The sequence below is a fragment of the Bradyrhizobium sp. AUGA SZCCT0158 genome (assembly GCF_018130065.1).
Lineage (GTDB): Bacteria > Pseudomonadota > Alphaproteobacteria > Rhizobiales > Xanthobacteraceae > Bradyrhizobium.
Window position 1 is genome coordinate 133,106 of record NZ_JAFCME010000013.1, and the last position, 23,865, is coordinate 156,970.

Annotated in this window: 28 protein-coding genes and 1 pseudogene; 12 read left to right on the top strand and 17 right to left on the bottom strand. The window is 63.1% G+C overall.

The annotated features are described in order from the left end of the window. Nucleotides 1–481 precede the first annotated feature (481 nt). Entirely contained in the window at nt 482–919 is a 438-nt protein-coding gene (locus tag JQ574_RS20020) for a twin-arginine translocation pathway signal (protein ID WP_212204818.1), read from the top strand. Between the two features lie 46 nt (nt 920–965). On the opposite strand, the gene JQ574_RS20025 is transcribed toward JQ574_RS20020, so the two are convergent. Beyond that, nucleotides 966–2,165, bottom strand: coding sequence for an FAD-dependent monooxygenase (locus JQ574_RS20025; RefSeq protein ID WP_212204820.1), 1,200 nt, complete (start codon nt 2,163–2,165; stop codon nt 966–968). A 10-nt stretch (nt 2,166–2,175) separates the two neighbouring features. Next, complete coding sequence (locus tag JQ574_RS20030; protein WP_192734038.1) at nt 2,176–2,421, bottom strand: zinc-finger domain-containing protein; 246 nt, start codon at nt 2,419–2,421, stop codon at nt 2,176–2,178. A 250-nt stretch (nt 2,422–2,671) separates the two neighbouring features. Here JQ574_RS20030 and JQ574_RS20035 point away from each other — a divergent pair, with 250 nt between their 5' ends. Further along, nucleotides 2,672–3,820, top strand: a complete 1,149-nt coding sequence (locus tag JQ574_RS20035) for a hypothetical protein (protein WP_212204822.1) — start codon at nt 2,672–2,674, stop codon at nt 3,818–3,820. 56 nt (nt 3,821–3,876) lie between these two features. Further along, a complete protein-coding gene (locus JQ574_RS20040; RefSeq protein ID WP_212204824.1) occupies nt 3,877–4,629 on the top strand; it encodes an alpha/beta fold hydrolase in 753 nt (250 codons plus the stop codon). Here JQ574_RS20040 and JQ574_RS20045 read toward each other — a convergent pair. Next, nucleotides 4,615–5,967 (bottom strand): hypothetical protein, encoded by a 1,353-nt coding sequence (locus JQ574_RS20045; protein WP_249119466.1) that lies wholly within the window; start codon nt 5,965–5,967, stop codon nt 4,615–4,617. The two genes, JQ574_RS20040 and JQ574_RS20045, sit on opposite strands and share 15 nt — an antisense overlap. A gap of 255 nt (nt 5,968–6,222) precedes the next feature. Between JQ574_RS20045 and cysE the strand changes: the two genes are divergently transcribed. Together cysE and JQ574_RS20055 are read left to right on the top strand one after the other, a co-directional pair. Further along, on the top strand, nt 6,223–7,050 hold the full coding sequence (gene cysE / locus JQ574_RS20050) for a serine O-acetyltransferase (RefSeq protein ID WP_212036171.1): 828 nt from the start codon (nt 6,223–6,225) through the stop codon (nt 7,048–7,050). Between the two features lie 110 nt (nt 7,051–7,160). After that, complete coding sequence (locus JQ574_RS20055; protein WP_192734033.1) at nt 7,161–7,379, top strand: DUF3126 family protein; 219 nt, start codon at nt 7,161–7,163, stop codon at nt 7,377–7,379. 79 nt (nt 7,380–7,458) lie between these two features. On the opposite strand, the gene JQ574_RS20060 is transcribed toward JQ574_RS20055, so the two are convergent. Continuing rightward, nucleotides 7,459–8,172, bottom strand: coding sequence for a hypothetical protein (locus tag JQ574_RS20060; protein ID WP_212204826.1), 714 nt, complete (start codon nt 8,170–8,172; stop codon nt 7,459–7,461). Nucleotides 8,173–8,394: 222 nt separating this feature from the next. Here JQ574_RS20060 and JQ574_RS20065 point away from each other — a divergent pair, with 222 nt between their 5' ends. Next, nucleotides 8,395–8,724, top strand: a complete 330-nt coding sequence (locus JQ574_RS20065) for a DUF6949 family protein (RefSeq protein WP_211996228.1) — start codon at nt 8,395–8,397, stop codon at nt 8,722–8,724. Nucleotides 8,725–8,827: 103 nt separating this feature from the next. Continuing rightward, entirely contained in the window at nt 8,828–9,358 is a 531-nt protein-coding gene (locus JQ574_RS20070; protein ID WP_212204829.1) for a gamma carbonic anhydrase family protein, read from the top strand. 8 nt (nt 9,359–9,366) lie between these two features. Here JQ574_RS20070 and JQ574_RS20075 read toward each other — a convergent pair whose 3' ends face one another. Further along, nucleotides 9,367–9,534: a hypothetical protein gene (locus JQ574_RS20075; RefSeq protein ID WP_212204831.1), complete on the bottom strand. Its 168-nt coding sequence runs from the start codon at nt 9,532–9,534 to the stop codon at nt 9,367–9,369. After that, a complete protein-coding gene (locus JQ574_RS20080; protein WP_212204833.1) occupies nt 9,531–9,767 on the bottom strand; it encodes a hypothetical protein in 237 nt (78 codons plus the stop codon). The genes JQ574_RS20075 and JQ574_RS20080 overlap by 4 nt, the downstream gene beginning before the upstream one ends. 114 nt (nt 9,768–9,881) lie before the next feature. On the opposite strand from JQ574_RS20080, the gene JQ574_RS20085 reads away from it, so the two are divergent. After that, on the top strand, nt 9,882–10,370 hold the full coding sequence (locus JQ574_RS20085) for a hypothetical protein (protein WP_212204835.1): 489 nt from the start codon (nt 9,882–9,884) through the stop codon (nt 10,368–10,370). Between the two features lie 426 nt (nt 10,371–10,796). Here the strand turns inward: JQ574_RS20085 and JQ574_RS20090 are convergent. The 4 genes and pseudogenes from JQ574_RS20090 to JQ574_RS20105 all read right to left on the bottom strand — a co-directional run. Next, nucleotides 10,797–11,104, bottom strand: a pseudogene (locus tag JQ574_RS20090) (dienelactone hydrolase family protein); the annotation flags it as partial. A 573-nt stretch (nt 11,105–11,677) separates the two neighbouring features. Then, nucleotides 11,678–12,193: a hypothetical protein gene (locus JQ574_RS20095; RefSeq protein ID WP_212204837.1), complete on the bottom strand. Its 516-nt coding sequence runs from the start codon at nt 12,191–12,193 to the stop codon at nt 11,678–11,680. A 158-nt stretch (nt 12,194–12,351) separates the two neighbouring features. Further along, nucleotides 12,352–13,248 (bottom strand): alpha/beta hydrolase, encoded by an 897-nt coding sequence (locus JQ574_RS20100; protein WP_212204839.1) that lies wholly within the window; start codon nt 13,246–13,248, stop codon nt 12,352–12,354. Nucleotides 13,249–13,585: 337 nt separating this feature from the next. Next, complete coding sequence (locus tag JQ574_RS20105; RefSeq protein WP_212204841.1) at nt 13,586–14,572, bottom strand: ABC transporter substrate-binding protein; 987 nt, start codon at nt 14,570–14,572, stop codon at nt 13,586–13,588. Nucleotides 14,573–14,682: 110 nt separating this feature from the next. Here JQ574_RS20105 and JQ574_RS20110 point away from each other — a divergent pair, with 110 nt between their 5' ends. Continuing rightward, nucleotides 14,683–15,492 carry an IS5 family transposase gene (locus JQ574_RS20110; protein WP_249119468.1) on the top strand — a complete coding sequence of 270 codons (810 nt, stop codon included), beginning with the start codon at nt 14,683–14,685 and terminating at the stop codon, nt 15,490–15,492. Here the strand turns inward: JQ574_RS20110 and JQ574_RS20115 are convergent. From JQ574_RS20115 to JQ574_RS20130, 4 genes are all read right to left on the bottom strand, one after another. Continuing rightward, nucleotides 15,489–16,118 carry a transglutaminase-like cysteine peptidase gene (locus JQ574_RS20115; protein ID WP_212204843.1) on the bottom strand — a complete coding sequence of 210 codons (630 nt, stop codon included), beginning with the start codon at nt 16,116–16,118 and terminating at the stop codon, nt 15,489–15,491. The genes JQ574_RS20110 and JQ574_RS20115 overlap by 4 nt on opposite strands. Before the next feature lie 330 nt (nt 16,119–16,448). Beyond that, nucleotides 16,449–17,063: a PilZ domain-containing protein gene (locus tag JQ574_RS20120; protein ID WP_212204845.1), complete on the bottom strand. Its 615-nt coding sequence runs from the start codon at nt 17,061–17,063 to the stop codon at nt 16,449–16,451. Between the two features lie 96 nt (nt 17,064–17,159). Continuing rightward, a complete protein-coding gene (locus JQ574_RS20125; RefSeq protein WP_212204847.1) occupies nt 17,160–18,323 on the bottom strand; it encodes a CynX/NimT family MFS transporter in 1,164 nt (387 codons plus the stop codon). Nucleotides 18,324–18,425: 102 nt separating this feature from the next. Beyond that, nucleotides 18,426–18,812, bottom strand: coding sequence for a hypothetical protein (locus JQ574_RS20130; protein ID WP_212295604.1), 387 nt, complete (start codon nt 18,810–18,812; stop codon nt 18,426–18,428). A gap of 147 nt (nt 18,813–18,959) precedes the next feature. Between JQ574_RS20130 and JQ574_RS20135 the strand changes: the two genes are divergently transcribed. After that, nucleotides 18,960–19,733, top strand: coding sequence for an enoyl-CoA hydratase-related protein (locus JQ574_RS20135; RefSeq protein ID WP_212204851.1), 774 nt, complete (start codon nt 18,960–18,962; stop codon nt 19,731–19,733). Here JQ574_RS20135 and JQ574_RS20140 read toward each other — a convergent pair. Beyond that, on the bottom strand, nt 19,720–20,280 hold the full coding sequence (locus tag JQ574_RS20140) for a PAS domain-containing protein (RefSeq protein ID WP_212204853.1): 561 nt from the start codon (nt 20,278–20,280) through the stop codon (nt 19,720–19,722). The two genes, JQ574_RS20135 and JQ574_RS20140, sit on opposite strands and share 14 nt — an antisense overlap. Before the next feature lie 464 nt (nt 20,281–20,744). Further along, nucleotides 20,745–21,068 carry a GIY-YIG nuclease family protein gene (locus tag JQ574_RS20145; protein WP_312014682.1) on the bottom strand — a complete coding sequence of 108 codons (324 nt, stop codon included), beginning with the start codon at nt 21,066–21,068 and terminating at the stop codon, nt 20,745–20,747. Between the two features lie 196 nt (nt 21,069–21,264). Between JQ574_RS20145 and JQ574_RS20150 the strand changes: the two genes are divergently transcribed. Then, nucleotides 21,265–22,059, top strand: a complete 795-nt coding sequence (locus JQ574_RS20150) for a rhomboid family intramembrane serine protease (RefSeq protein WP_249119469.1) — start codon at nt 21,265–21,267, stop codon at nt 22,057–22,059. A gap of 207 nt (nt 22,060–22,266) precedes the next feature. Then, a complete protein-coding gene (locus tag JQ574_RS20155) occupies nt 22,267–22,695 on the top strand; it encodes a CBS domain-containing protein (protein ID WP_212204857.1) in 429 nt (142 codons plus the stop codon). A gap of 3 nt (nt 22,696–22,698) precedes the next feature. Here the strand turns inward: JQ574_RS20155 and JQ574_RS20160 are convergent, their stop codons facing one another. Beyond that, a complete protein-coding gene (locus tag JQ574_RS20160; RefSeq protein WP_212204859.1) occupies nt 22,699–23,760 on the bottom strand; it encodes a patatin-like phospholipase family protein in 1,062 nt (353 codons plus the stop codon). Nucleotides 23,761–23,865: the final 105 nt, after the last annotated feature.

Genomic DNA, 23,865 nt, shown 5'->3' on the forward strand with positions numbered 1-23,865 from the left:
CGAACCGGCACAGTCCTTTCGAACCGAGGGATTTTCATACCAGCTACGGCTTTCGCCGCCTTGCTTCTGCGTGTTCACGCATACCAGCTCGTTTGTGGTCTGGACTATACCTTCACCGTGGTGCTTTCGCGCGTTAGGTGCTGCCCGTCTAGTCTCTACACCTTCGCGCCAGCCTCTCGGCGGGAGCGCTTGGCTCGGGGTTGCCAGTTAAAAGGTTTCCCCGAATTTGAGCAGTTCTACTCCTTAGGTTTCCCTAAGGGCACTCAAAGACTTAAGTCCCTTGCGTCTACCATTTCGCCACGCCCGCTTTAGTCAGAAGATCAGGTACTTAGCGCGTTTGCCGGCGAAGTGGAAATGGGATAATCCGCCCCCGGAAACCGCGCCTTTCGTTTAAGGGAACGCGGGGCCGGACGCAAAGCCTCAATGCGGACATCTGGTCCTGCTTTAGGCAATCTCAACGTTGTAGGCTTATGAAGGTCCGATGTCCGAATCCACGTCCCATCGCCGGCGAATTTCGTGTGCCGCAGGCGTGTTGGCGCTGCTCGCGGCAGGGGCAGGGCTCTCCGCCTGTGCTAGCGTGGGCGACAACATGTCGACGGCTTTCGCCGATCCCGCCAAATACGATCTCTACGAATGCAAGCATCTCGAGACGGAACGCGCCCGGATTGCCGGGCGCAAGGCGGAACTGCAGGGCCTGATGGCGAAGGCTGAAACCGGCGTCGGCGGCTCGGTGGTGTCGGAGCTTGCCTATCGCAACGAACTCATTGCGACCCAGGGACAATCGAAATTCGCCGAAGAGGCGTGGCGGCGCAACAAATGCCAGGAGGCGCCGCCGGAATCCAAACCTGCCGCGAGCGCGGCGGCGACGCCGCCTGCGCCACCTGCAGGCGTCAGGGGATCCCGTCCATCGTCGCGATAACGCGTCCTGCGGAAGTCCTCCCGCGCCATGCGCTCGCATCGGATGTTCACGCCCGCCAGTCGTAAATCCAGTCCTGCCGCGCCAGCATTCGCCTTGGACCGAGCGACTTGATGGCGAGATCGCGCGCGAGCGCCAACGGTCCGGTCAGATGATAGATTTGTCCGGACCGCCTTGCGGCGCGCTGAACCCTTAACACGCGGGCGCGGCGCAGCCGTCCGTAGCGCTTGAAGGCCGCCGGGATGCCGGCGGTATTGTCGCCGGCGCATTCGCTCAAGGCTTTCGCCAGTACCGCGGCGTCCTCGATCGCCATTCCCGCACCTTGGGCTGCGAAGGGCAGCATGGCGTGCGCGGCATCGCCGAGCAGCGCGATCGCGCCGTCGCTCCATTCGCGAATATCGGGTACCGTGAACAGCGCCCATCGCCGCCATTCATCGACGGCGCCGATCAGCATTCGCGCGGTCGCCGGCCATTGTTGCGAGAACGCCGCCTTGATTTCGTTAGCCTCGCCCGGTGCGCTCCAGCCCGGCCTGTTCCACGTTCCCGGCACGATCGCGACAACGTTGATGCGCCGCCCGCCCGAGATCGGATAGGCGACGAGATGCGCTCTTGGTCCCATCCAGAGCTGCACCCGGGGCGAAGTATATTCGCGCGGCAGCGCCGTCGCATCGAGCGTGCCGCGCCAGGCGATCAGACCGGAGAATTGCGGCTGGACCTCCGGGAATAAATGATGCCGGACCGCCGACCAGATGCCGTCGGCGCCGATCAGCGCCACCGCCAGTTCCTGTTGCCGCGCGTTGCCGCGGCGCCCCACGACCGTCAGTCCCTTGGCGTGCGCGGCGACGTCCTCAAACTGGCAGCCAAGCCGCAATTCGATGTCGGGACTGTGATCGATCTGGGCCTGCAACGCCGCCTGCAGATCGGCGCGATGCACCACCCAATAGGGTGCGCCGGCGCGAAAATTCGCGGCCTCACCGAGCGGCAGGCGGGCGATCTCGCCGCCCTCCCGGGCACTCATGATGTTGATGGATTCGGGCGTCACGGCGCGCGGCGCGAGCCGCGGCTGCAGACCGAGTTCGACCAGGATGCGGCTGGCGTTGGGCGAAAGCTGCAGGCCGGCGCCGGCTTCCTCCAGCCGCTCGGCCTTTTCCAGAACGACGACGCGAAAGCCTTGCTTTGCGAGCGCCAGCGCCGCGGTCAGTCCTCCGATCCCGGCACCAGCGACAACGATGGTGCGCGTAACCGCCACGGCGGACCTGTCAGGCGACTTTATCTTTCAGCACGCATTCCGGGGGGCGCGCTTCGCCGGCCTTGAGATCGGCGGCAAACCGGTAGAGCGTCGAGCAATACGGGCAGATGATCTCGTTGTCGTTGCCGAGATCCAGGAAGACATGCGGATGGTCGAACGGCGGATTGGCGCCCACGCACATGAATTCCTGCGAGCCGATCTCGATTACCGAGACGCCGGCGTCGTTGTGAAAGTGCGGGACGACATGATCGGACATCTTGTTTCACCTTGGATAGCAATGACGGGCGGACGCAACCAACACGGCGCCCGGCCCGAAATGCCGCGCACCATACTGACGGGTTCCGTTGATTCCTAGAGCCCAGATTCTTGAAGGTCGCCGCCGCACATTTGCTCATGCAAATTCGACACAATCTTGTCGTCCCAGAGAAGCCCTTCTTTCGTCGGGGACGTTGTGTCGCAAATGCGGCACATTATGTTGAGGGCAGCGAAAACCCAGGTTTTGCAGGATGAAGCGGGCAGGGCTCAGTTTGGCGGTGGCGGGCATGGCGGCAACTATCGCCGTGGGTGCGGCGCTATGGCCACACGCGCGCGACGCTTTTGCGATCCTGGCGGCGCAGGACGAACCGACCGAATTGGCCGATCTGAGGATCAATTCTGCCCTGCGGAACAACCCGGCGCTGATTACAGAAAATATCGAGTCCGCGCTGGCGGCAGGCGATGTCGATCTTGCCGGCAGCTTTGCCGAACTTGCGCGCGACAAGAACATTGTCATCAGCGAAGAACTGTCGCAGCGCGTGAACGAGGCCGTCACGGACGCGAACTCAACCTCGCATTTTGCTAAACGTTTCGCGATCGGTCTCGTCACCGGCAACGCCGAGGATGTCGCGAGCCTGTCGGGCACGGTGGCCGGCGATCTCTTTGTGTTCGGCGATATCCGCGACGTGGTGCGCGAAGGCAAGCATCTGGCGATGGGCGAGGATACCGATCATCTGATACTTGGGCTTGCGACGGTAGGCCTGGCGGTGACGGCGGCGACCTATGTGTCGGTCGGTGGCGCGCTACCGGTGCGTGCCGGACTGACCATGGTCAAGGATGCCCGCAAGGTCGGACGTCTGGGCGAGGGGCTGACGCTATGGGCCGGCCGCTCGGCGCGCGAGGTCGTCGATGGGCCGATGCTGCAGAAGGCGGTCGCCTCCGGCTCGGTGCTGCGGCCCGGCGCGACCGTCAGCGCGATCAAGGCGGCGTTCCGCGCCGAGAAGGCCGGTGCACTGGTTCGGCTGGCTAAGGACGTCGGCCGCGTCGGGCAAAAGGCCGGTACGCGCGGTGCACTCGACACGCTGCGCATCGCCGAGGGCCCGAAGGATATCGCGCGCGCCGCACGGCTCGCGGAATCCAAGGGTGGCCAGACCCGGGCGATCCTGAAACTGTTCGGCCGCGGCGCTCTGCTGCTGGCGGCCGGCGCATTCAATCTGTCGCTGTGGCTATTCAGTGCGCTGCTGGCGCTGTTCGGCTTCTTGTCGTCGATCAAGGCGATCACCGAGCGCGCCACCATGGCGTATCTGCGCCGCAAGAAGGCGAGGCGGCAGCGTGAGCAGGCGGCGGCCGCGGCGTTGCTTCCCGGCCCGGCTCTGGCGGGTGCCGCAACCTGCGGCTAGAGTTGCGATCGTTTTCCGATCGCGCATTTTGAACTCCCCAAAAAATGGAACGAGCGATGCCGAGTTTTCACAACGGCGATATCGAAATTGCCTATCTCGACGAAGGCGAGGGCGATCCGATCGTTCTCGTACACGGCTTTGCCTCGAGCAAGAACGTGAACTGGGTCTATCCGACCTGGGTGTCCGACCTGAAGAAAGCCGGGCGCCGCGTGATCGCGCTCGACAACCGCGGGCATGGCGATTCCGGCAAGCTGTACGACGCCGCGCAGTATGAGATCGCGATCATGGCCGGCGACGTCATCGCGCTGCTGGATCATTTGGAAATCGAGCGGGCCGACGTGATGGGCTATTCGCTGGGATCGCGGATGACGGCGGTGATGGCGCTGGGCCAGCCGCAGCGGCTGCGCTCGGCCATCCTGGGCGGCATCGGGATCGGGATGATCACGGGCGGTGGCCCCGGCGAAAACGTAGCCCTCGCACTCGAGGCGCCGTCGCTGGACGACGTGACCGATCCGGTTGGGCGGACGTTTCGCGCTTTTGCCGACCAGACCCGTTCCGACCGCCGCGCGCTGGCGGCCTGCCTGCGCGGCTCGCGGCGCCTGATGACGCGGGATGAAGCCGCCGCTATCCATGTGCCCGTGCTGATCGCGGTCGGCACGTCAGACGAAATCGCAGGCTCGGCGCAGGCGCTGGGCGAGATCATTCCGGACGCCGAGGTGCTGGATATTCCGAACCGCGATCACATGCGCGCGGTCGGCGACAAGGTCTACAAGGCCGGCGTCATCGATTTCCTGTCACGGCGAAGCTGAGCCTTCGCGTGGGTCCTCGCCGAAGAATTGCCGCGCCGCCGCGATCAGCACCACGAAGGTCGCGACCCACGCCATGCGCGCGCCATAGCGGTCATGCGGGCCTGATATCACGGCGCAGATAAACGCGTTGCCGAGCACGGCGAATGTAACGGTTCCTGCGAGAAGCGTGAGATCATCGAACGGACGCCGCCACAGGCCGCGACCGAACACGATTACGGCCAGCAGCATCGAGACGAGCGCCACCGGAACGTGGAGACGGTTGATGGCGGCAAAGTCGAGCCGCCAGCGCTGCTGGTTCGCGGCGCGCATCGCCTTGACCTGCGTCGGGATATAACGCTCGATGATCCCGTAGGTGTGGCCGATCCATTCATTGGTGCCTTCGCCGGTCGCGACATGGACCAGTTGCCGCGTGGTTCCTGTGATCGCCGCCTCGATCTGCCGTGCCGGATATTCGACCAGCGAACGCAGCACGATGAAGCCCATCTCGTCGCCCAGGCCCTTGAAGCGACCAAGCGTATTGAACACGCTGCTGCCCCACAGAAACTGATCGGCCGTTGCAGGCAACTGGTCGCGATAGGGACAGAGCTTCAACTGCTGCTGCGGACAATGCTCCTTCAGGTAACGCGCGACGATGCCGTCCTGCAGCATGCGTCCGAAGGCGACGCCATAGCCGCCGGGCGTCCACGCCACTTTCCCTGACAGTGCGAAATTCGCCGCCAGTAGCATCGCCGCGCCGGCGACGAGGGTGAGGCTGCCCTGCAGCAGACCGGAAACCGTTATCCGTCGGCGCGAAAACGGACGCACGATCCACCCCACACAACAGAGCCCGAGCAGCACTGCCAGCGTGGCGCTGTGCGAGGCCGCGGCGAACGCCGTCAGCGCGAACAGCGAACATTTTTCGATTGTCGAAGTGCGCTCGCCCAGCACGACCAGAATGAAGAGCGACAGCACCGACAGGCCGGCGTAGAGGTCGGTCAGAAGCGTGCTCGCGAGCCACGGCAGTGCGGTGGCCAGGGCCAGCACCAGGCCCATTGCGAGCAGCCGCAAGGGTTGGGCGATTTCGAATGCGCGCAGCGTCAGCTGCAGGATCCACAACGTTGCCAGCGCCTGGATTCCGAGATTGATCCAGAACGCGGAGTCTTCGCCGAAATGCAGATAGAGGCCGAACACCGTGGAGCGGCTTGGCACGAGGTAGCCTTCATACCAGCGTGCCAGATAGCCGCCGGTATCCCATTGGAGCAGCGGGTAGCCGTTCCACAGGGCAGGGGCGAGCAACATCAGGGGGATGGCGATGGCGGCGATCCAGGCCAGCCGCGAGTCGCCCGTCCGCGCGCGCAAAATCTGCGTGTTGATGTGGTTTCCCCCCGGTTTCGGCCAGCTTGCCCGGAATGGCCGGGGGGCCGAAATTCACCAATAGTCGGAGCTTTCCCGGCTTGATTTCCTGAAATCGCCAACCACCTTGAATTGACCCTAACCGTTCCTGGGGCGTTCGGCGGGGATTTACTCTGCCGCCGCCTGCCCCGGGACAGCCATCCGTCCGCCATGCTATAACGCCGGGCGAAACAAGCCCCGAGAACAAGCCGAGATAATCCCATGGCAGTGCATCAGGTCAGTCCGCAGGGTTCGAAGCTGGCCGCGCTCGATCCGATCTGGGATCGCGTGCGGAACGAGGCGGAAGACATCGTTCGCCGCGAGCCGGAACTGGCGTCCTTCATCTACTCGACCGTGCTGCATCACGAGCGACTGGAAGATGCGGTGATCCACCGCCTGGCCGAGCGGCTCGATCATTCGGCGCTGTCGGGCGATCTGATCCGCCAGACCTATGACGAGGCGCTGCGCGACGAACCCGATTTCGGCAATGCGTTCCGCGCCGATCTGGTCGCGGTCTATGACCGCGATCCTGCGACGTCGCGCTTCATCGATCCCTTGCTTTACTTCAAGGGCTTCCACGCCCTGCAGACTCATCGGCTGGCGCACTGGTTGTACAAGCGAGGGCGCAAGGATTTCGCCTACTACCTGCAGAGCCGGGCGTCCGCGGTGTTCCAGACTGACATCAACCCGGCGGCGACCATCGGCCGCGGAATCTTTCTCGATCATGCGACCGGTTTCGTCTGCGGTGAGACGGCTGTCATCGAGGATGACGTTTCGATCCTGCACGGTGTCACGCTCGGCGGCACTGGCAAGGAGAACGAGGATCGCCATCCCAAGATTCGCCACGGCGTGCTGATCGGGGCCGGCGCGAAAATTCTCGGCAATATCGAGATCGGTCACTGCGCGCGCATCGCTGCAGGCTCGGTGGTGGTCAAACCGGTGCCGCATAATGTCACCGTGGCGGGTGTTCCGGCCAAGATCGTTGGCGAAGCCGGCTGCGCCGAGCCATCGCGCACCATGGACCAGATGCTCAACGCGATCGGGATCTGATTTTCAAGGGCTTTCTGACCTGTCGATCTCGTGAAGATACGGCTGGCGGTTCGCGCCGTCTCGGCCTAAAACTCCCCGGAAACCGCAATAATATCCGATTGGAGACCGCCGTGGACGTTCAGGAAGTCAGGAAGCTCGACGCCTATCTCAAGCGCGTATTCGGCAACCAGAAAATTCGCGTGGTGCCGCGCCCGAAAAAGGATGATTCCGCCGAGGTCTATATCGGTGAGGAGTTCATCGGCGTCCTGTTCGTCGACGACGAAGACGACGACCGTTCCTTCCAGTTCCAGATGGCGATCCTCGAGGAAGACCTGGTCGACCAGGGTTGAGGCGAAGCGCGCGGCCATAGCGTTTCGAGCGAAGTGGGTACCGGTTCGCGCAAAGAAAACGCGTCAAGACAAGGCGCCGCTATTTTTGCAGCCCGTGCAATTGCGCTGTCAAACGGTTCATCGCATTGGCGACGTCGCGCCATTGCGATAGCCAGCTCCGCGGAAATCTGAATGTCAGGTCGGCGCCGTCGACCCGGCGCTCGCTCAGGCACATTCCGGGCGTCACCCCGTCGCGCGTGCAGCGCGCGTTGAGGACGGGCGCGCTCGCGGTGAACAGATCTTCGTTGGCATAGGGCGAGCCGTCGCGAAACGCGCGCATCGCCAGTCCGTCGTCGATCGGCGTTGCGGGTGGCTCCAGATAGCGTGGATAGATGGTGCGGACCCGGACGTCGGGCGCCAGCGTGTCGTGGTGCGCCGAGATCGACAGGAAGATCCGGTCGATCGGCTGCACCTTTTCTTCGACCGTATCGGCGCTGACGTGCCGGGGCAACTCGGGCGCTTCGAGTGAAGGGAATGTGAAGTTGAGATCGACGCGTTCCTGTGGACCGGAATGGCGCTGGATTTTCCTGCGGATCGCCGACGTCGGCACGTTGAAGAGGGTGCCGCCCACGCTGACCGGTAACCGCGACGGCGCGTTGGCTACGCCATTGCCCCAGGTCGGCCATAACAGATAGGCCACGAGCCCGATTGCGCCTGCGGCGATGGTCGCTGCCACCACGATCAGCACCATGTGCGAGCGCGGGTTTTTTCGCGTGTCGCGGGCGATGTGTTGGGCCGTCGAAAGCAATGTCATGAAAGAAATATCGGTCGAGTTCGAGGCTGAGGCCGAATCACCCGGCGAATATGCCACGGGCGGCGGGATTTCCGTATGATTTCACCGGCATCGGGCAAGCGCGAGCCATGCGCGAACGGGATTGTGGCCTTCAGCTGTTAACCCTTCCTTAAGGATGCTGTGGCGGCGGGTCCCCGATTTTGCGAAAGCAGGGCGCGGTTTGTTCTGTAGCGGATGTGTTCGATGTCGCCCGATGCGTTGAATTCCCTGTTTTCCCTTTGCATCGGTTTTGCGCTCGCCGGCGCGTTGACCAGCGGCTACCAGGCCATGGCGGCGCGGCCCGCCGGTTTCGGGCTGCTCGGGAATGGCGTGGCGCCGAAAACGTTTGCGGCGGTTCCGTTCCTGGTTTTTGCCGCCCCCTTCATCATCATGCGCAATACGCTGCGCGGTGCCAGGATCGAGCGCCGCCGCTTCGAATTCGTGATGATGGCGACCGTGCTCGCGGGCTTCTGGAGTCTGATGTCCGGCACGTTCTTCCTGATGACGCTGCGGGCCGCAGGTCTGTTCGCTTAAAGTCTGTTCCCCTGGAGCCTGTTCGCCTGAGGCGTATCCGCCCTTTGCTTGATCATGCGCTGGCGGCTGTGCCAAGGTCTCCACAAACGGAGACCTGATCATCATGGCGATCTACGAACTCGACGGGCAGGGGCCCGATCTTCCCGCGGACGGAAACTATTTCATTGCGGATACCGCCACCGTCATCGGCAAGGTGCGCCTGAAGAATGGGGCCAGCGTGTGGTTCGGCGCGGTGCTCCGCGGCGACAATGAGTGGATCGAGATCGGCGAAGGCTCCAACGTGCAGGACAATTCGACCTGCCACACCGACCCCGGCTTTCCGCTGACGATCGGCAAGAACTGCACCGTCGGCCACAACGTCATCCTGCACGGCTGCACGCTCGAGGACGACGCGCTGGTCGGGATGGGCTCGATCGTGATGAACGGCGCGAAGATCGGCCGCGGCAGTGTCGTCGGCGCGGGATCCGTCATCACCGAGGGCAAGGAATTTCCCGAGCTCTCGCTGATCATCGGCGCGCCGGCGCGCGTGATCCGCACGCTTTCGCCCGAACAGGCGACGGCGATGGGACGAGCGGCGAAGTCCTACGCCATCAACGGACCGCGGTTCAAAAACGGTCTGAAGAAGATCGGCTGAACACCGCGTCAGGTATCTTCGGACTCGCTGGCCTCGGCCGCGCCGGCAATTTGCTCGTGCCCGGCGGCCCAGAGCGCATGCTGCTCGCTGCCGTCCTGATAGGGATTGGCTTCAGCCGGGATATTCTCGCGTGCCGCGCGCTGGCCCTGCTCGAACGGATCGGGATCGGTCGTCATGATGTTGCCTTCCGGGCTTTTGACTTCTTCGGTTGTGCAACTTTTTCTGTTTTGGCGCCGGAAAGTCTTGCGCTTTTGCGAAGGGCGTCCTTGAGATCTATCGGGATGCCGTGCTTCTTTAAAACGTCGGCAAAGGCCTCATCGGCCAGTTCCTGAATCGTCGCCATCCGGTCGCGTCCAAGCTGTTTCAGCTTGTCGAACGTGTCGTCGTCGAAGGCAATCAGTTTACGCAAGCGGCCTCGGCTCCGGCAACGTGGCGGATATGATTGCATAATGGTCCGCGCCCGAAATCGTTCCGGCCGGAACAAGCCGGTTTCGCCGTCGTTGAACCAGGAAAGGAGTTCTCGATGACCAAACCAACCGCATTTGCAGCAATGATAGCGCTCGCCATCCTGACCGTGCCTGGCATTTCGTTGGCGCAAAGCGCAGGCGGCGGCAGCGGAAGTGCTGGCGGCACAAGTGCCGGCGGCGCCGCAAGCGGCTCGACAACAGGAAGCAGCAGCGCGGTGGGCACGCCCAATGCGGGATCGGCGGGCGCCGGCCCGACTTCCATCCATGGCGTGCCACCCGGCCCGGCAAACGCGGCCGGTCCGAACAATTCGGGCAACGATCCGAGCGGCACAGGCAACGCGGCCAGGCTTCCCGCTGCGCCCGGCACCAACAGCGCCGGCACCGCCCAATCGTCGGGCCGGGCCGTGAACACCGGGGCCGGGGTAACGACCGGCGCTGCGGGCACAGGGTCGACGGCGCAACCGCATGCCGATGTTGATGCCGCCATCCAACAGGAAAACAGGACCATCGACCGCAAGGTGAAGAGCATCTGCCGCGGCTGCTAGCTACAGCGGCTGCACGTTGCCCGGCGCGCAGCGGTGCGAACACAAGCCGCGCGATTGCGCCGGTTCAGGTTGCAACTAATCCCGGCCTGGCGGGTTATCGGGATGATTTCGGCGGCCCCGGTGTTTAATCACCGAGGCCGCGTTTGGTTTGCTTGGTTTGCTGGTACGCCGCTTGCATCGCATCGGGGATGCTGGACATGCTCACAGTCCCGGCTTTGACGTTGGTGCTCCTGGGTGTCGTTGTCGGTCTGGGAGCGGCCGTCGTCTGGATGCTCTGGGAAATCGAGCAGACGGTATCCAGGCCGCATCGCAACAGCGATCGCGCCGGATAGGCCGTCTCTCGAAACAGCGCGCAGCCATTTGCTGCGCGTCATTTTTCACGTCTGTGGTTTGCCCGCAGGTATTCTTAGAGTTTTGACGCGTTTTCTACCGCTGCGCCCACGCGTCGTCGGCCGCTTCCTTGCGATAGCTGGCACGGTAGTCGGCGTGGAAGCCATGCGGGGCGCCCGGATATATATCTTGAACTCGGCGGTCTTCTTGTTCGCCGCCAGGGCGGCCTTCAGGGCTTCCACGGTGGCGACGGGAATGCCGCTATCGGCTTCACCATAGAGGCCCAGCACCGGCGCCTTCATCTCGGGCGCGAGCTGCGTCGGGCTCTTCGGCCACAGCGGGTTGGGCGGATCGACCGGCGGGCCGTAAAACGCGGCGCCTGCCTTCAGCGTGGGACTATGGGCAAGGGGATCTCTCCGCATAGCGATCAAGTTTACGCAGATTGCGTAGACTTATCTGCGCCGAAAACGCATCAAAAACAAACGAGTAGCGTGCGGTCCTCATGCATCAGGACCGCACGGGCTCAAGGGAGGTGCATTCAGCAAACAATGCCGGCCACAGGCAAATCACCTGCCTGCGAGGTCCAATTTGATCGTGGATTCCGGAAGCGCCGGGGCGAGGGATGAACGCGGGCAAAAAAACAAGGCCGTCGACGCAGTATACCGTCAACGACCTTGCCAGCCCCGGATATTGAAATCGGCTCACGCCATCCGGTGAACTGCACCATGCAGGAGATTCCCACGGCCATATGTGAAGCAGTTCACACTCGGAACACAAAATTGGCAGGAAAGCGGGTTTTTGGTGGCATGTGGTGGAGAATTGCCGCTGGGGTCTGCAGCCGGGCACGGCGAACCTGCGCTGAATGCGTCACGATTAGCTAGGCCAAAGGGCGCTGATCGTGCGGGGCACATCGCGGAAGCGCGCGGTCCGTTGCTCTCGCTTTGAGGGGCGGTCCCGGACCGCGTCCGGAACGGGCGTCAGCCGTTCGACCTGCCGCGCTTGAGGGCGCTCTTGCTCGAGCGCGGCTTTGCCGCGCTGGATTTCCTGACCGACCGTTTGCGGGTAGAGGGCGGGGCGGCCGGTTCGGCCGCCTGCGCGCTCGCGAACGATTGCCGCAAGCCGTCGATCGATTCCGTCAGGGTGCCGACCTGTTCGGAGAGCTTTCTGGTATCGGCCTGCTGCGCGGCGAGCAGACGGCGCACCGTCAGCAATTGATCCTGCACCACCTGGAGCTGGTCGATCGATTCCTGCTGGGTGGCTTCGAGGCCCTTGGTTTTCTCGACCAGCTGTTCGGACGCCTGCGCGGTACGCGCCTGCAATTGCCTGACCGCAACAACGCGGTCGGTTTCGGGTGCGGTGCCGGTATAGGCCCGCCACAGCGTAATCGAGCCTATTCCCAGTACGACGATGACGAGGGCAACGGCGCCGATTGCAATTGGCTGACCGCCGATACGCGCAAGCGCACTGGTATTCCCGGGGGCGGGCTCGATCATGAGATTCCAAATCCGGACGTAATTTCAATACCCTCGCTTACCACAGGCTTGGCGGCCCCGAAACCCGGGATTAACCGAATCGAGGCGGGATTCCGGGTAAAACTTCAATATTTCCGGGGTTTTGCGCCGCAAGATGGTCTCGGACGGCCTCACACGCTCTACGGCGGCCCTTGCAGATGCGCGCGGATAAATTGCCCTGCCTTCGCCAATGCGCGGCGTCCGTCGTCCAATCTCGCATTCCAGACCGGCCATGCATGGATCATGTGCGGCCAGATTTCGAGGCTCACCTCGACGTCATTAGATCCGGCGGCGGCGGCCAGCCGTGTGGCGTCCGCCAGCAGTGTTTCCGCCGAGCCGACCTGGATCAGGAACGGTGGAAAGCCCGCAAGATCCGCAAATAACGGCGAGATCAGCGGATCTCGGCGATCGAGCGGCGACGGCGCATAGGCGTCCGCAAGTTCGGCGAGATAAGTCCGGTGGATCAACGGGTCGATGGCATCCTTGGTGTCGAGCGTGGTGCCCGACATTGTCAGGTCGGTCCAGGGCGAGACCAGCCAGGCGCAGGCCGGTAGGTCCTCGCCGGCCGCGCGCAACCGGCTGATCAATCCGAGCGCGAGATTGCCGCCGGCGCTGTCGCCGCCGACGGCGATGCTTGCCGCCGGTATGCCTTGCTTGCGCAGGAAGCGCCACGCCGTCAGCGCGTCCTCATGGGCAGTTGGGTAGGGGTGCTCGGGCGCGCGCCGATAATCGATCGCGAGCGTGCGCGCTTGTGCGGCGCGGCCCGCTTCCGTCACCATCCGGCGATGGCTCAGTATCGAACCGGAGCAATAACCGCCGCCGTGAAAATACAGCAGCACGCGCGACGGGTCGCTGCCTGATACAAGCGACCACTCGCCGGGCACGCCATCGCAATCGACGGCGTCACATTTCACATCGGAAGCGATCGGCCAGGTCGATCCGACTTCGTCGAGCCGCTGGCGCCGTTCCGACCAGCCGACCGGCCGCGGCTTCGAGCCCAGCAACGCGCGGATGGCATCGATCTCAGTGGCGGCCAAGGTGCGTTCTCCCGATGAGGCCGGCCATCATCGCACGTCGGCCGGGCAGCGGAAAAGCCGAGAGGCGGGCCTATCTCGAAGAGGCCGCAAGAGAGCGCAGGGACCCGTTTCAATTCCTCTCGCGCAACCCGAATTGGCAACGGCGTCGAAGGACCGGCGAAACCAAACGCATGCTCGCGTTCTGGCTGCCGGAAGGCTAGGCCGTGAACCCATAAACCCAGCGGCGTGATGCTAAGGCAATGTCCGCTTTGCCCTTATAGCGGCCGGAGTTGTGCGGCAGCGCAAAATGTCGCGATGGGCCACTTTCTGCCGAGAGCAGATGCGGCAAACAGAAGCGCTACTCAATCACCTCGTCGGCGCGTTGCTGAAGGCTCAGCGGCACATTCAGGCCGAGCGCTTTGGCAGTCTTGAGATTGATCACCAACTCGAACTTGACCGGGGCCTGGACCGGAAGCTCGCTCGGCTTGGCGCCCTTGAGGATGCGATCGGCATAGGTCGCCGCGCGCCGATAATTATCGACCTGGTCATTTCCGTACGACAGCAGGCCGCCGACTTCAGCGAAGAGACGGAACGGATAGACGGCAGGTACACGGTAGCGAGCAACCAGCGATGTGATCTCTACGCGATAAGCGGTCAAGAAAATGTCCGGCATCACGATGAGGCCACCATTCGGCTCGCGTGCCAATGCGGCAACGACGGATTCAAGCTCGGACGGGTCGCGAACAGGTGCGGCGATCGCCTCCACGCCGAAGGACGCAACGGCGGCTTTGAAAGGGGTCATGTAATATTCGACATAGGGCGCGGTTGCCGGGTTAAACAGGAATGCGACCCGGGCGACGCGCGGCGCTATCTCCTTGAGCAGCCCCGGCCACTTGCCGGCCATCGTCGGCTCGTACAAGGTGAACCCGGTGGCGTTGCCGCCCGGCCGCGGAAAGTTCGCGACGAAGCCGCTGCCGACCGGATCGGCAACGTTCGCGAAAATGATGGGGATGGTGCGCGTTTGTTGCAGCATCGCCGCTGTGGTGGGTGTGTTTTGCGTAAGAATGAGGTCGGGCTGCAGCGCGACGAGTTCCTTGGCGAATCGTTGCATCGTCTTCACGTCGGCCGCTGCCCAACGCGTGTCGATCCGGATGTTGCGGCCCTCGGCCCACCCGAGCTTCTGGAGTCCTTCCCGGAACGCCGCGACGAAGGCCTGTCCCTCCCGGTCGTTTTCGGCATAACCCATCAGCACGCCGATCCGCCGCATCGGCTGCTGCGCGCGTGCTGTTAGCGGCCAACCCGCAGCCGCGCCGCCGGCAAGAGCTATGAAATCGCGCCGCCTCAAGACCGCTCCCACGCTGGACAAGGCATCATACCGATCAAGTCTAGCACACTAGATGCGTGGCGTTCCTCGGGTAAAACGACCGCCGTGTTCTCAATGGCATTTTCTGGGTCTTGCGATCCGGAGCACCTTGGCGTGATCTGCCCGAGGCGTTTGGTCCGTACACCACTTGCTGTAACCGCTTCGTTAGGTGGCGGCGGGCTGGTGTATGGGACCGCATCATCGACGCGATCGCCGCTGCCCATGATGCCGCTGTCCAGATGATCGATACATCCATTGTCCGCGTGCATAAGTATGGAGCCTGCATCACACGAAACCAGCGCCAAGCGTTGGGGAGGTCACGCGGCGGCTTGACGAGTAAAATTCATGCGGTGGTCGATAGCAATGGTCTGCCGGTACGGCTGGCGCTGAGCCCCGGTGAGGCCCACGACGTTCGACTTGCCGGAAAACTGCTGTCTCGTCTGAAAGTCGGGTCAATGCTGCTGGCCGACCGTGGCTATGACGCCGACTGGATCAGAGAGCTTGCCATGAAGAAGGGCGCGTGGGCCAACATCCCGCCGAAAAGCAATCGCAGCGATCCGATCTGCTTCAGCCCCTATCTCTACGCGCTCGCAACCAGGTCGAGCCGTTCTTCAACAGGATCAAACAATGTCGTCGGGTGGCGACGCTACGACAGGCTCGCCGCGAACTATCTTGCCTTCGTTCAACTTGCGTCGATTAGACTGTGGCTGCGTGTTAATGAGTCCACGTCCTGGATCAGCGCAGCGCACCCGGTCTATCTGTCCGCACGCCGGCTGCGCTTTGATCCCAAAAAAGGTTGCGGCCAGCCATTGGGGGATGGCTGGCCGCGCGCGAACCGGTCTGGGACGGGGAGGGGTGGGGATGTGACCGGGTCGCGGGTTCGTGAATTCCTTTGTCGTTAGCGATCGCGAGAACTGGCGGTGGCGACCGCAGGGCGGTTGTCACCGAGCGACACCCACAGATTGGGATCGCTCTGCGACTGACGCTTGACGAAGCGGTAGCCGGTCTCCGTCCAGGCGAGGACGTTTTCGTTCTGGTTGTCGAGCACGAATTCGCCCTTGTCGGTCTTGACCGTGAGCACCGCGTGACCTTCGCCCTTCTTGTCGCGCACCACAGTGATCAGCAGCGCCTCGCGCGGCCAGCCGGCGTCGATCAGCATCTTGCGCTTCAACAGCACGTAGTCCTCGCAGTCGCCGTAGCCGTCAGTCGGCAACGACCATTTCTCGATCACACCCCAATGATCTATGTCGGTGATCGGCTTGATGGTCTCGTTGACCCACTTGTTGACCCTCAGCAAATCTCGCCATGCCGTCTGCGACAGCACGATGTCTCGCGGCTGTGACGCGCCGCCGCGGCAGTCGCCGGGATTCTCGGCGCAGAATTCGACCCAGCCGATCGGCGAACGCGTGGTATCGCCGAGGCTGGCATAGATCGCGTCACCGGCTTTCGCCGAGAAACCCGTAGAGACGCTCATCCCCAGCAGGATGGCGGCAATCGCCAATCCCTTCCCCTGTCCCCTGAACAACATTGTGGCCCCCGTTTCTTGTTGGGACCATGTTTCGCACAAAGGATTTGCGCCGCCGCTAAGTCGGCCAAGTACATTTGACGTGAATACAAGTAAAAACCGCATCGAATTCGATCTATACTTGAATAGAATTCGACTAAAATTTGAAACAACTGCAATTGATTCAAATTTTACGCATTAACGCGCCAGGCGCTGCCGCAGCGACATTTGTGGTTGCAAAAGCTGCCGGCGTTAACCGGCTCCGGCAGGCGCCAGAGCGCACAAAGACGGCATCCGGCAACGCGGATACCGCCTTTTGAGGTCGATAAATCGGGATTTTGAGCGGCTGGCGCTTTACCGCGCGCTAACCGCGTCTTCGAGCGTCTCGGCAATTTGCTCGTGGACGAACTCGAGCGCGAAGCCTTCCTCGAGATTTCGCACCACCCGGGACTGGACCTTGCCCAGCATGACCAGCGATTTCAGCGGCGGGCGGTTTTCCGCGGCAATCGCCGCACCCGACGCCGAGAGGTCGATGATCCGGCAGGTCATCTTGCTGCCGTCCTCGAGCGTGAGCAGCGCGATCGGGTTGCGCGGCACGATACGGTCGTGGCGGCGGTCTTCCGGCAGATTGAGAATATCGCGGTTGGCGAGCCAGGTCAGCTGGGCGGCGAGCTTGTCGCGTTTGCGCGCGGTCGCGCCCACGGTCATGGCAAAACCGTTGTCGATGATGCGGGTGATCTTGCCCTCAACCCGGCCGATATGGTCGAGATAGGCGATGACGCGGTCGCCGACATTGCCGATGCCAGGCGCAAGCAGGGCCAATCCGCCCGGCGACATATTGATGATCTGGCAGGGAAACTCACGCCGGTCCGGCAGCATGTAGCGGCCGAGCAGGTGGACTTTCACGCGCTGGAAGCGCCGTCGCTCCTGGGCGACCGGTACAGTGGATTTTTTTTGCGCAAACGACATTCTTCGCCACCCGACGTCCGGTCCTTCGGCGTCAGGAAGACCCTAAGGCCGACAGGGTTAATGATGTGTTATCGCCGGTTGCATCAAGTATGTGCATCAAGCTGTGTGTGTCCGTGCCGCCGCCATCCGGTTGAACATCCACAGCAGCAGCGGACACAGCAAAACCATTGCCGCGCCGAAGTCGAATGCGGTGGCGGCGGTCCCCGTCCATTTGGCGAGGCTGCCGCCGACAAACGGCCCCAGCATCATGGCGGCATAGAACACCGTGAAAAACAGGCCCATGCCGATCGCCCGCGTCGCCGGCTGCAAGACCCGCGCAGGCAAGCTCATGATCGGGCCGGCCGGCTGACCGCAGATCAATCCGAGGGCTGCAACCGTCAGAACCACGGCGCTCGTCCGCGGCAGCAGGATCATCAGCATCGCAAAGACGAGAGCGGCGGCGACGAGGATGGTTTGCGGACGGCCGGTTCGATCGGCCAGGAAGCCGCCGAAGGGGACCGAGAATACCGCGATCCACAACACGATGCTGATGGCCGATCCCGCGGCGGCGATCGTCCAGCCGCGTTCGACCAGCATCGATGGTCCGAAACTGAAAATGATCGCAAAGCCGATGTTGAATAGACCCCAGATCAGACCCGCGGTGATGACGGCGAGAACGGTATTGCGATCAAGGCGGGCGGCGGTTGTGGACGCCGCGGCATGATCAATCGGCGCACGATATAACAGGGCGATCAGTGCGATGCCGCAGGCGGTGAAGGCGGCGACGGCGAGATGCACGGCATCGACGCCCCAGCGCGTTCCGATCACGGGCAATGTCAGCAATGAGACGGCGATGCCGGCGGGCCAGGAGTTGACCAGGATCGCCATTGCGGTGGCGATCTCGCGACCTGCGAACCAGTCGGTGAGCATTTTTGTCAGTTGAACGCTGAGGACCACGCCGCCGGCGCCGGCAACCAATCGTCCGCAGATCTGTACGCCCCAGGAAGTGGCAAGGGCCATGGCGAGGCTGCCTGACAGCATCAGCAGCAGCGCGCCCAATGCCGTTTGCTTGTCGCCGAATTTCTGGCCGATCGCGCCGCCGGGCAGGGCGAGCAGGATGCCGGGTGCGAAATAGAGTCCGATCAAGAGGCCGATGTCGGCGATGCTGACGCCGAACTGGTTGCCGAGCAGCGGCGCCACGGCGGCGACGCTTTGAAACTGGAACGCCATGGTGCCGCGAACCACGAACAGGACGGCAAGGATTCCCCAGCGATTGTGCAACGCCTCACTCCCAAGAGTTGTCGTGAAGCCTCAGACCGCGCACGGCCTGTGTCAACGCGCGCACGTATTCTCACGTGCCCGGTGCCCACCGATGCCGTGCAGCTACTTCTGGACCAACTGATTGAGATCCTGCTTGATCGAGTTCAGCAGCGACTCCAGCCGTTCCTGCCTGAATGCGGGTTGCTCCGACACGACAGCTTGAACGGCCGGCTCCGCGATTGCAGTTTGAACGCGCGTCTCGGTGATGCCGGGCTTCCCGGTGATGACGGGTTTTGCGGGGAAGACGGGTTTTTCGGGGAAATTCTGCCGAACCGCTTGAACTTTACGGACAGGCCGCTTCGGAAATACCGATCGAACGGGCTCTTCGGCCTGCGCACCGGCTTCGACGAACTCGCCGTGCAAAACATCCTCGCGCCGTCCCATCAGCCACAGGACCGCCCAATAACAAACCGCCAGCAAAATCACGCAAAAAATAATGATCTCAAACATCGCTCACGTCCAATCCGGTCAGTATCCCGGTAAAGGCCGTTTTCGGTCAAGACCGCTGAAAGCGATTGTTTGTCCGTGCGTTGTTTCGGTACCATGATGCTTAATGTCGGGCCCGCCAGGGCCGGCCAAATTTCGGGGAGGGATGAGATGGCTGGAGTGAAGCGAGACCGCGACGATGCCGTCGGCGTGCTGACACTGGACGAGCCTGCGACGCTGAATGCGATGACACCCGATCTGCTGGGCGATCTGGCCCTCGCGATCGCTGAGATGACCGAGGATCCCGGGGTACGGGCGCTGGTCCTGACCGGCGCCGGCCGCGGCTTTTGCTCCGGCCAGAACCTCAAGGCCGCCGCCATCCTCGGCGACGACATCGTCGATGGCGTGATGCGGTATTACTGGCCGGCCTTCAAGGCGCTGCGTGAATGCAAAGTGCCGGTCGTGGTGGCGGTCAATGGTGTTGCGGCCGGCGGCGGCTTCAGCCTCGCGATGGCGGGAGACGTGATTGTCGCGGCGCGCTCGGCGAGCTTCATTCAGGTTTTCAGCCGGATCGCGCTGGTGCCTGATCTCGGCTCGACCTGGCTGTTGCCGCGCCTGGTCGGCCGGCAGCGTGCGCTCGAACTGATGCTGATGAACGAGCCGCTATCGGCCGAGACGGCCCGGGAATGGGGACTGGTCCGGGAAGTGTTCGATGATGCCGCGCTTCAGGGCGGCGCGCTGGCGCTGGCGCGCAAGCTTGCAAGCGGTCCGACGCGGGCGCTGGTTGCGACACGCCGCCTGATCGAGGAGAGCGAACACTCAAGCTATGCCGATCAGTTCCGGCGCGAAATCGAGACGCAGGCCGAGATCCGCAAGAGCGCGGATGCGCTGGAGGGGCGCAACGCGTTTCTGGAAAAGCGCGCGGCGCGGTTCAGCGGCCGGTAATCCCTTCATAGACCATAAAGCCGCGCGCGATGGCGAGCTTGCGCAAGGCGCGGGGAACGAGTTTCTCCGGCCGGTGCAGATAGCGCCACGACGTCAGCCTGAAATCCTTCAGCGTGCCGAGATCGTCCTCGAACGGCGCCAGCAGGCCGGTGATGCTGATCGGCGCGTGCGCGCGGTTGTTGAACGGCAGCAGCAGCAATTCCAGATGCGCCGTCCGCCCGTCTTCCGAGGTCGCGGTGATGCCGGCGACGGCGGCCAGCATTTCCTCGGCGACGTACGTCACGATGTCTTCGATTTCGCGGCGGCTCTCTTCGGCAAACAGCGCCGAGAAGCTGCTGTCCTTTGCGCCGCGGCCGAGCAGGGCGCAGACCCGGGTTCCGGCGACGCGGAAGGGGAAGCCGGCCTCGTTTTCGTAACCCAGCACGAAGATGTCGCCGAGCAGTTCGCGTACCGCTGATGGTTCGATCTCGCTGCGGTCAGGTGCCCGCGCGTGGCCGCGTTTTGCGTCCCAATAGGCAAAAAACTGACGGCTCGATGGATGTTTCATACGTTGGCCTTGCCCCCGCCCGTGGCCTGGCGGCACATATCTGTCCCGATTTTGCTCACGTGCTGTCCCTTCTGTGTTGTGCAGGACAGGCTGTGCAGCGTCCATGCCGTGGACGCGGTTTGGCCGCTTTGGCGGCGGCTTTGCGTTGTTAACGTTAAATTAACTATGCGATTGGCGATCCCGATGCGGCCTGCGTAGAGTGGAACGCATCGGACCCGGCCGGCTTATCTCCGACTTACCGGCTCGGCTCGGTTGGTACACAGGTGGCGTCAAACAGTTTGGTCGTCGCGCGGGGAGGGGTGGGGATGTTCCCTAAACTCCAGGGGCGCGAAAAGATCGGCACACGATGAGGGAGGATGTTCTCAGCATCCTCCCTTTTTCTTTTTTTGGCACAGCAGTTTCGTGTCCCGGACGCAGTGCAGCGCCCTTGCGGTGCACTGCAGAGCCGGTACCCATCTAAGCCGCTACGCGTTCAGCTCGTTCGCCAGATCCCGCCAGTCCGGATTGAGTTTCTCGATCAATTCGATCTTCCAGGCGCGCCGCCACCGCTTCATCGCGTGTTCCCTCGCGCGAGCTTCAAGGACGGAATCGAACGCTTCGAAATAGACGAGCAGATCGACGCCGTATTCGGGTGAAACCGGGCACCAGCTTGGCTTTGTGCTCGGCGATGCGGCGGGCGAGATTATTACGCCGATGTACAGCGTTCCATTTCGCTTGTTTTCGAGGATGTAGACGAAGAAGGGGGCGTCCACGCGTAACTTGAACCCGAAGAGGTCTTCGGCGGGCATTGTTTGATATAGTATACCGCAAATTGTGGGTCCCGGCTCTGCGGAGCAGCGTTGCACGCTGCACCGCGTCCGGGACACGAGGGTGATGTCCACCACGGCCATTTTGTGCACTTGCACAGCGCGGGCAAAGCCGCCTATCTGGGCCGATCATTCCCCAAAGCCGCCTCTAAAGGTGTCTCTAAAGGTCCCTGGCCCCTTGGAATCCCAGCCTGAAACCCAGCTTGACGCCCCGGACGGTCCGCGAGAGCCGATCCTGACCCTGCCGGGTGCGCTGACGGCCTATATCGCGCTGATCGCGGTCATCCATCTGCGGGTGCTGCTGCCGCCGGAACTCGAGAACTGGACCATCGACGTCTTCGGTTTCATTCCGAAACGCTACGATTCGACGCTGCTCAACATCGATTTTCCCGGCGGCGCGGGCGCCAAGGTCTGGACCTTCGTCACCTATTCGCTGCTGCACGCCAATCTCACCCATATCGGCTTCAACGTGCTGTGGCTGTTGCCGTTCGGCAGCGCGCTGGCGCGCCGGTTCGGCGCGGTCAGGTTTTACGTGTTCATGGCGGTGACGGCGGCGGCCGGCGCGCTTGCGCATCTGCTCACGCATGAACACGCGATCGCGCCGATGATCGGCGCGTCGGCGTCGGTGTCCGGCACCATGGCGGCCGCCATTCGCTTTGCCTTTGTGAAGGGGAGCTTTCTGTCGTTCAGCCGCGGCGACGCGGATGAAGCGGCGAAGGTGCCGGCGCTGTCGCTCGGACAGGCCTTTCGCGACACGCGCGTGCTGGGATTCCTGGCGGTGTGGTTCGGCGTCAACATCATCTTTGGCGTCGGATCGATTGCGATCGGCGTCGACGGCGGCACCGTGGCCTGGCAAGCGCATATCGGCGGATTTCTCGCCGGCCTGATGCTGTTTTCGCTGTTCGATCCGGTGCCGCGGATGGCAACGCATGCTGCAGATGCGTCATCGCAAGACGAGGCCGACCGCGTCTGATCGTCGCTTGCGGCGCACCGCGATTTCATTCATCATCGTCATATGTCGTGATGCAAGACAAAGCCCGCTGCCGTGCAAGACAGCCGAGCTACGTAACCGCGCCTGAAACGGACGCTCTTGAAACGAAGACGGCGCAAAACTGTTGATTGAACACTCGCGAACAAGTCGAACCCCCAAAAGGGGTGCGCACCGATTCAGGAGGCGGCGATGACGGTACGTGCAATTCTCGATTCCAAAGGCCATCACATCCTGAGCGTCGAGCCGGACGTCAAACTTTCGGCCGCGGTCAAACTGCTTGGCGAGCGCAAGATCGGCGCCGTGCTGGTCATGAACCAGGGACATCTCGAAGGCATCCTGTCGGAACGCGACATCGTTCGTGTGCTCGGCGAGCGCGGCGCCAAGGTGCTGGATGAACCGGTCAGCGCCGTGATGACGCGCAAGGTGGTCAGTTGCCGGGAGCAGGACACGGTCAGTGGCATCATGGAAATGATGACGCTGGGCAAGTTCAGGCATTTGCCTGTCGTCGAGGACGGCAAGGTGGTCGGCCTGATCTCGATCGGCGACATCGTCAAGCGCCGGGTCCATGAATATGAAGCCGAGCAGGAAGCGCTGCGCGACTACATCAAGACCGCCTGAGCGCTATTCTTTCTCTGGTCCGGCCTTTTCGGCGGCCGCGGCGGTACCGGCCGCTGGCGGCGCCAGAATGTGGATCGCTTCCTGGATGGAATCGATGGCGCGCTCGGCGGCGCGCACGCCATGGGCGATCAGTTCGTCGGCGCGGTGAAAATCGAACCAGCCGATCTTGCCGACGCGGGGTGAGATCAACAGATCCGGCGGATCGCCGGCCAGCCGCGCGCGGGTGATGCGGTCCTGCATGATGTTGAAGGCGTCCACCATGACGGTGGAGATTCCCGGCCGGCCGCCGCCGCCGAAGAATTCGCGCTTCATAGTGCGTTCGGCCGAGAAAAACCTGCCGAAGCCGCGCTTTGCCGGCTCGGCTTCAGGTATTGCTTCCGGTGCGACCGAAACCGTCAGGTCGGTTGCCGCGCCGTGGGAATAGATCGTCGTCGCGTGGGTGAAGATGTCGCTGGAGAGATTGGCCGCGATGACGATCTCGGCGCCGAGGGCGCGCGCCGCTGACACCGGAACCGGGTTGACCAGGGCGCCGTCGACCAGCCAGCGATCGCCGATCAGGACCGGCGAGAAGATACCGGGCAGCGCATAGGAGGCGCGCATCGCGTCGATCATGCGGCCATGGGTCAGCCAGATTTCGTGGCCGGTGCGGACTTCAGTGGCGACGGTGGCGAATTTCACCGGCAGATCCTCGATCAGGCTCTGGCCCAGCGTCGTCTCCAGTTCGGCGGCGAGCTTGGCGCCGCCGATCAGGCCGGAGCCGTTGAGGCGGATATCGAGATAGCCGAAGATGTTGCGCGGCTGCAGGCTGCGCGCCCAGCCCTCCACCTTGTCGAGTTGTCCGGAGGCATAGGCGCCGCCGACCACCGCACCCATCGAGGTTCCCACCACGACATTGGGATGGATGCCGTGCGCGACCAGGGTCTTGATGATGCCGAGATGGGCAAAGCCGCGCGCGGCGCCGCCGCCCAGCGCCAGCCCGATCACCGGCCGGCGGATACTGCCGAGCCCTACCTCGTCATGGCCGTCGGAGCCCTTTTGGCCGCGGCCCATCCAATTATCCAACACCAAGAACTCTCCTGCGGCTCAAGCATATTCGCCGCGGCGCGGCCGTGCCAGAATCACCCTGATCAATTCCCCACGCATGGTTTATGCCCCGGCCGAGGCGGCCTA

What these genes read in the sequence shown, in the direction of transcription:
- JQ574_RS20070 (WP_212204829.1), top strand. Translation starts at nt 8,828, where the DNA reads ATGGCGATCTACGAACTCGACGGGCAGGGGCCCGATCTTCCCGCGGAC.
- JQ574_RS20135 (WP_212204851.1), top strand. Translation starts at nt 18,960, where the DNA reads ATGGCTGGAGTGAAGCGAGACCGCGACGATGCCGTCGGCGTGCTGACA.
- JQ574_RS20060 (WP_212204826.1), bottom strand. Translation starts at nt 8,172, where the DNA reads ATGACATTGCTTTCGACGGCCCAACACATCGCCCGCGACACGCGAAAA.
- JQ574_RS20065 (WP_211996228.1), top strand. Translation starts at nt 8,395, where the DNA reads ATGTCGCCCGATGCGTTGAATTCCCTGTTTTCCCTTTGCATCGGTTTT.
- JQ574_RS20115 (WP_212204843.1), bottom strand. Translation starts at nt 16,118, where the DNA reads ATGTTGTTCAGGGGACAGGGGAAGGGATTGGCGATTGCCGCCATCCTG.
- JQ574_RS20145 (WP_312014682.1), bottom strand. Translation starts at nt 21,068, where the DNA reads ATGCCCGCCGAAGACCTCTTCGGGTTCAAGTTACGCGTGGACGCCCCC.
- JQ574_RS20035 (WP_212204822.1), top strand. Translation starts at nt 2,672, where the DNA reads ATGAAGCGGGCAGGGCTCAGTTTGGCGGTGGCGGGCATGGCGGCAACT.
- JQ574_RS20030 (WP_192734038.1), bottom strand. Translation starts at nt 2,421, where the DNA reads ATGTCCGATCATGTCGTCCCGCACTTTCACAACGACGCCGGCGTCTCG.
- JQ574_RS20120 (WP_212204845.1), bottom strand. Translation starts at nt 17,063, where the DNA reads ATGTCGTTTGCGCAAAAAAAATCCACTGTACCGGTCGCCCAGGAGCGA.
- JQ574_RS20095 (WP_212204837.1), bottom strand. Translation starts at nt 12,193, where the DNA reads ATGATCGAGCCCGCCCCCGGGAATACCAGTGCGCTTGCGCGTATCGGC.
- JQ574_RS20085 (WP_212204835.1), top strand. Translation starts at nt 9,882, where the DNA reads ATGACCAAACCAACCGCATTTGCAGCAATGATAGCGCTCGCCATCCTG.
- JQ574_RS20140 (WP_212204853.1), bottom strand. Translation starts at nt 20,280, where the DNA reads ATGAAACATCCATCGAGCCGTCAGTTTTTTGCCTATTGGGACGCAAAA.
- JQ574_RS20075 (WP_212204831.1), bottom strand. Translation starts at nt 9,534, where the DNA reads ATGACGACCGATCCCGATCCGTTCGAGCAGGGCCAGCGCGCGGCACGC.
- JQ574_RS20040 (WP_212204824.1), top strand. Translation starts at nt 3,877, where the DNA reads ATGCCGAGTTTTCACAACGGCGATATCGAAATTGCCTATCTCGACGAA.
- JQ574_RS20130 (WP_212295604.1), bottom strand. Translation starts at nt 18,812, where the DNA reads ATGTTTGAGATCATTATTTTTTGCGTGATTTTGCTGGCGGTTTGTTAT.
- JQ574_RS20020 (WP_212204818.1), top strand. Translation starts at nt 482, where the DNA reads ATGTCCGAATCCACGTCCCATCGCCGGCGAATTTCGTGTGCCGCAGGC.
- cysE (WP_212036171.1), top strand. Translation starts at nt 6,223, where the DNA reads ATGGCAGTGCATCAGGTCAGTCCGCAGGGTTCGAAGCTGGCCGCGCTC.
- JQ574_RS20155 (WP_212204857.1), top strand. Translation starts at nt 22,267, where the DNA reads ATGACGGTACGTGCAATTCTCGATTCCAAAGGCCATCACATCCTGAGC.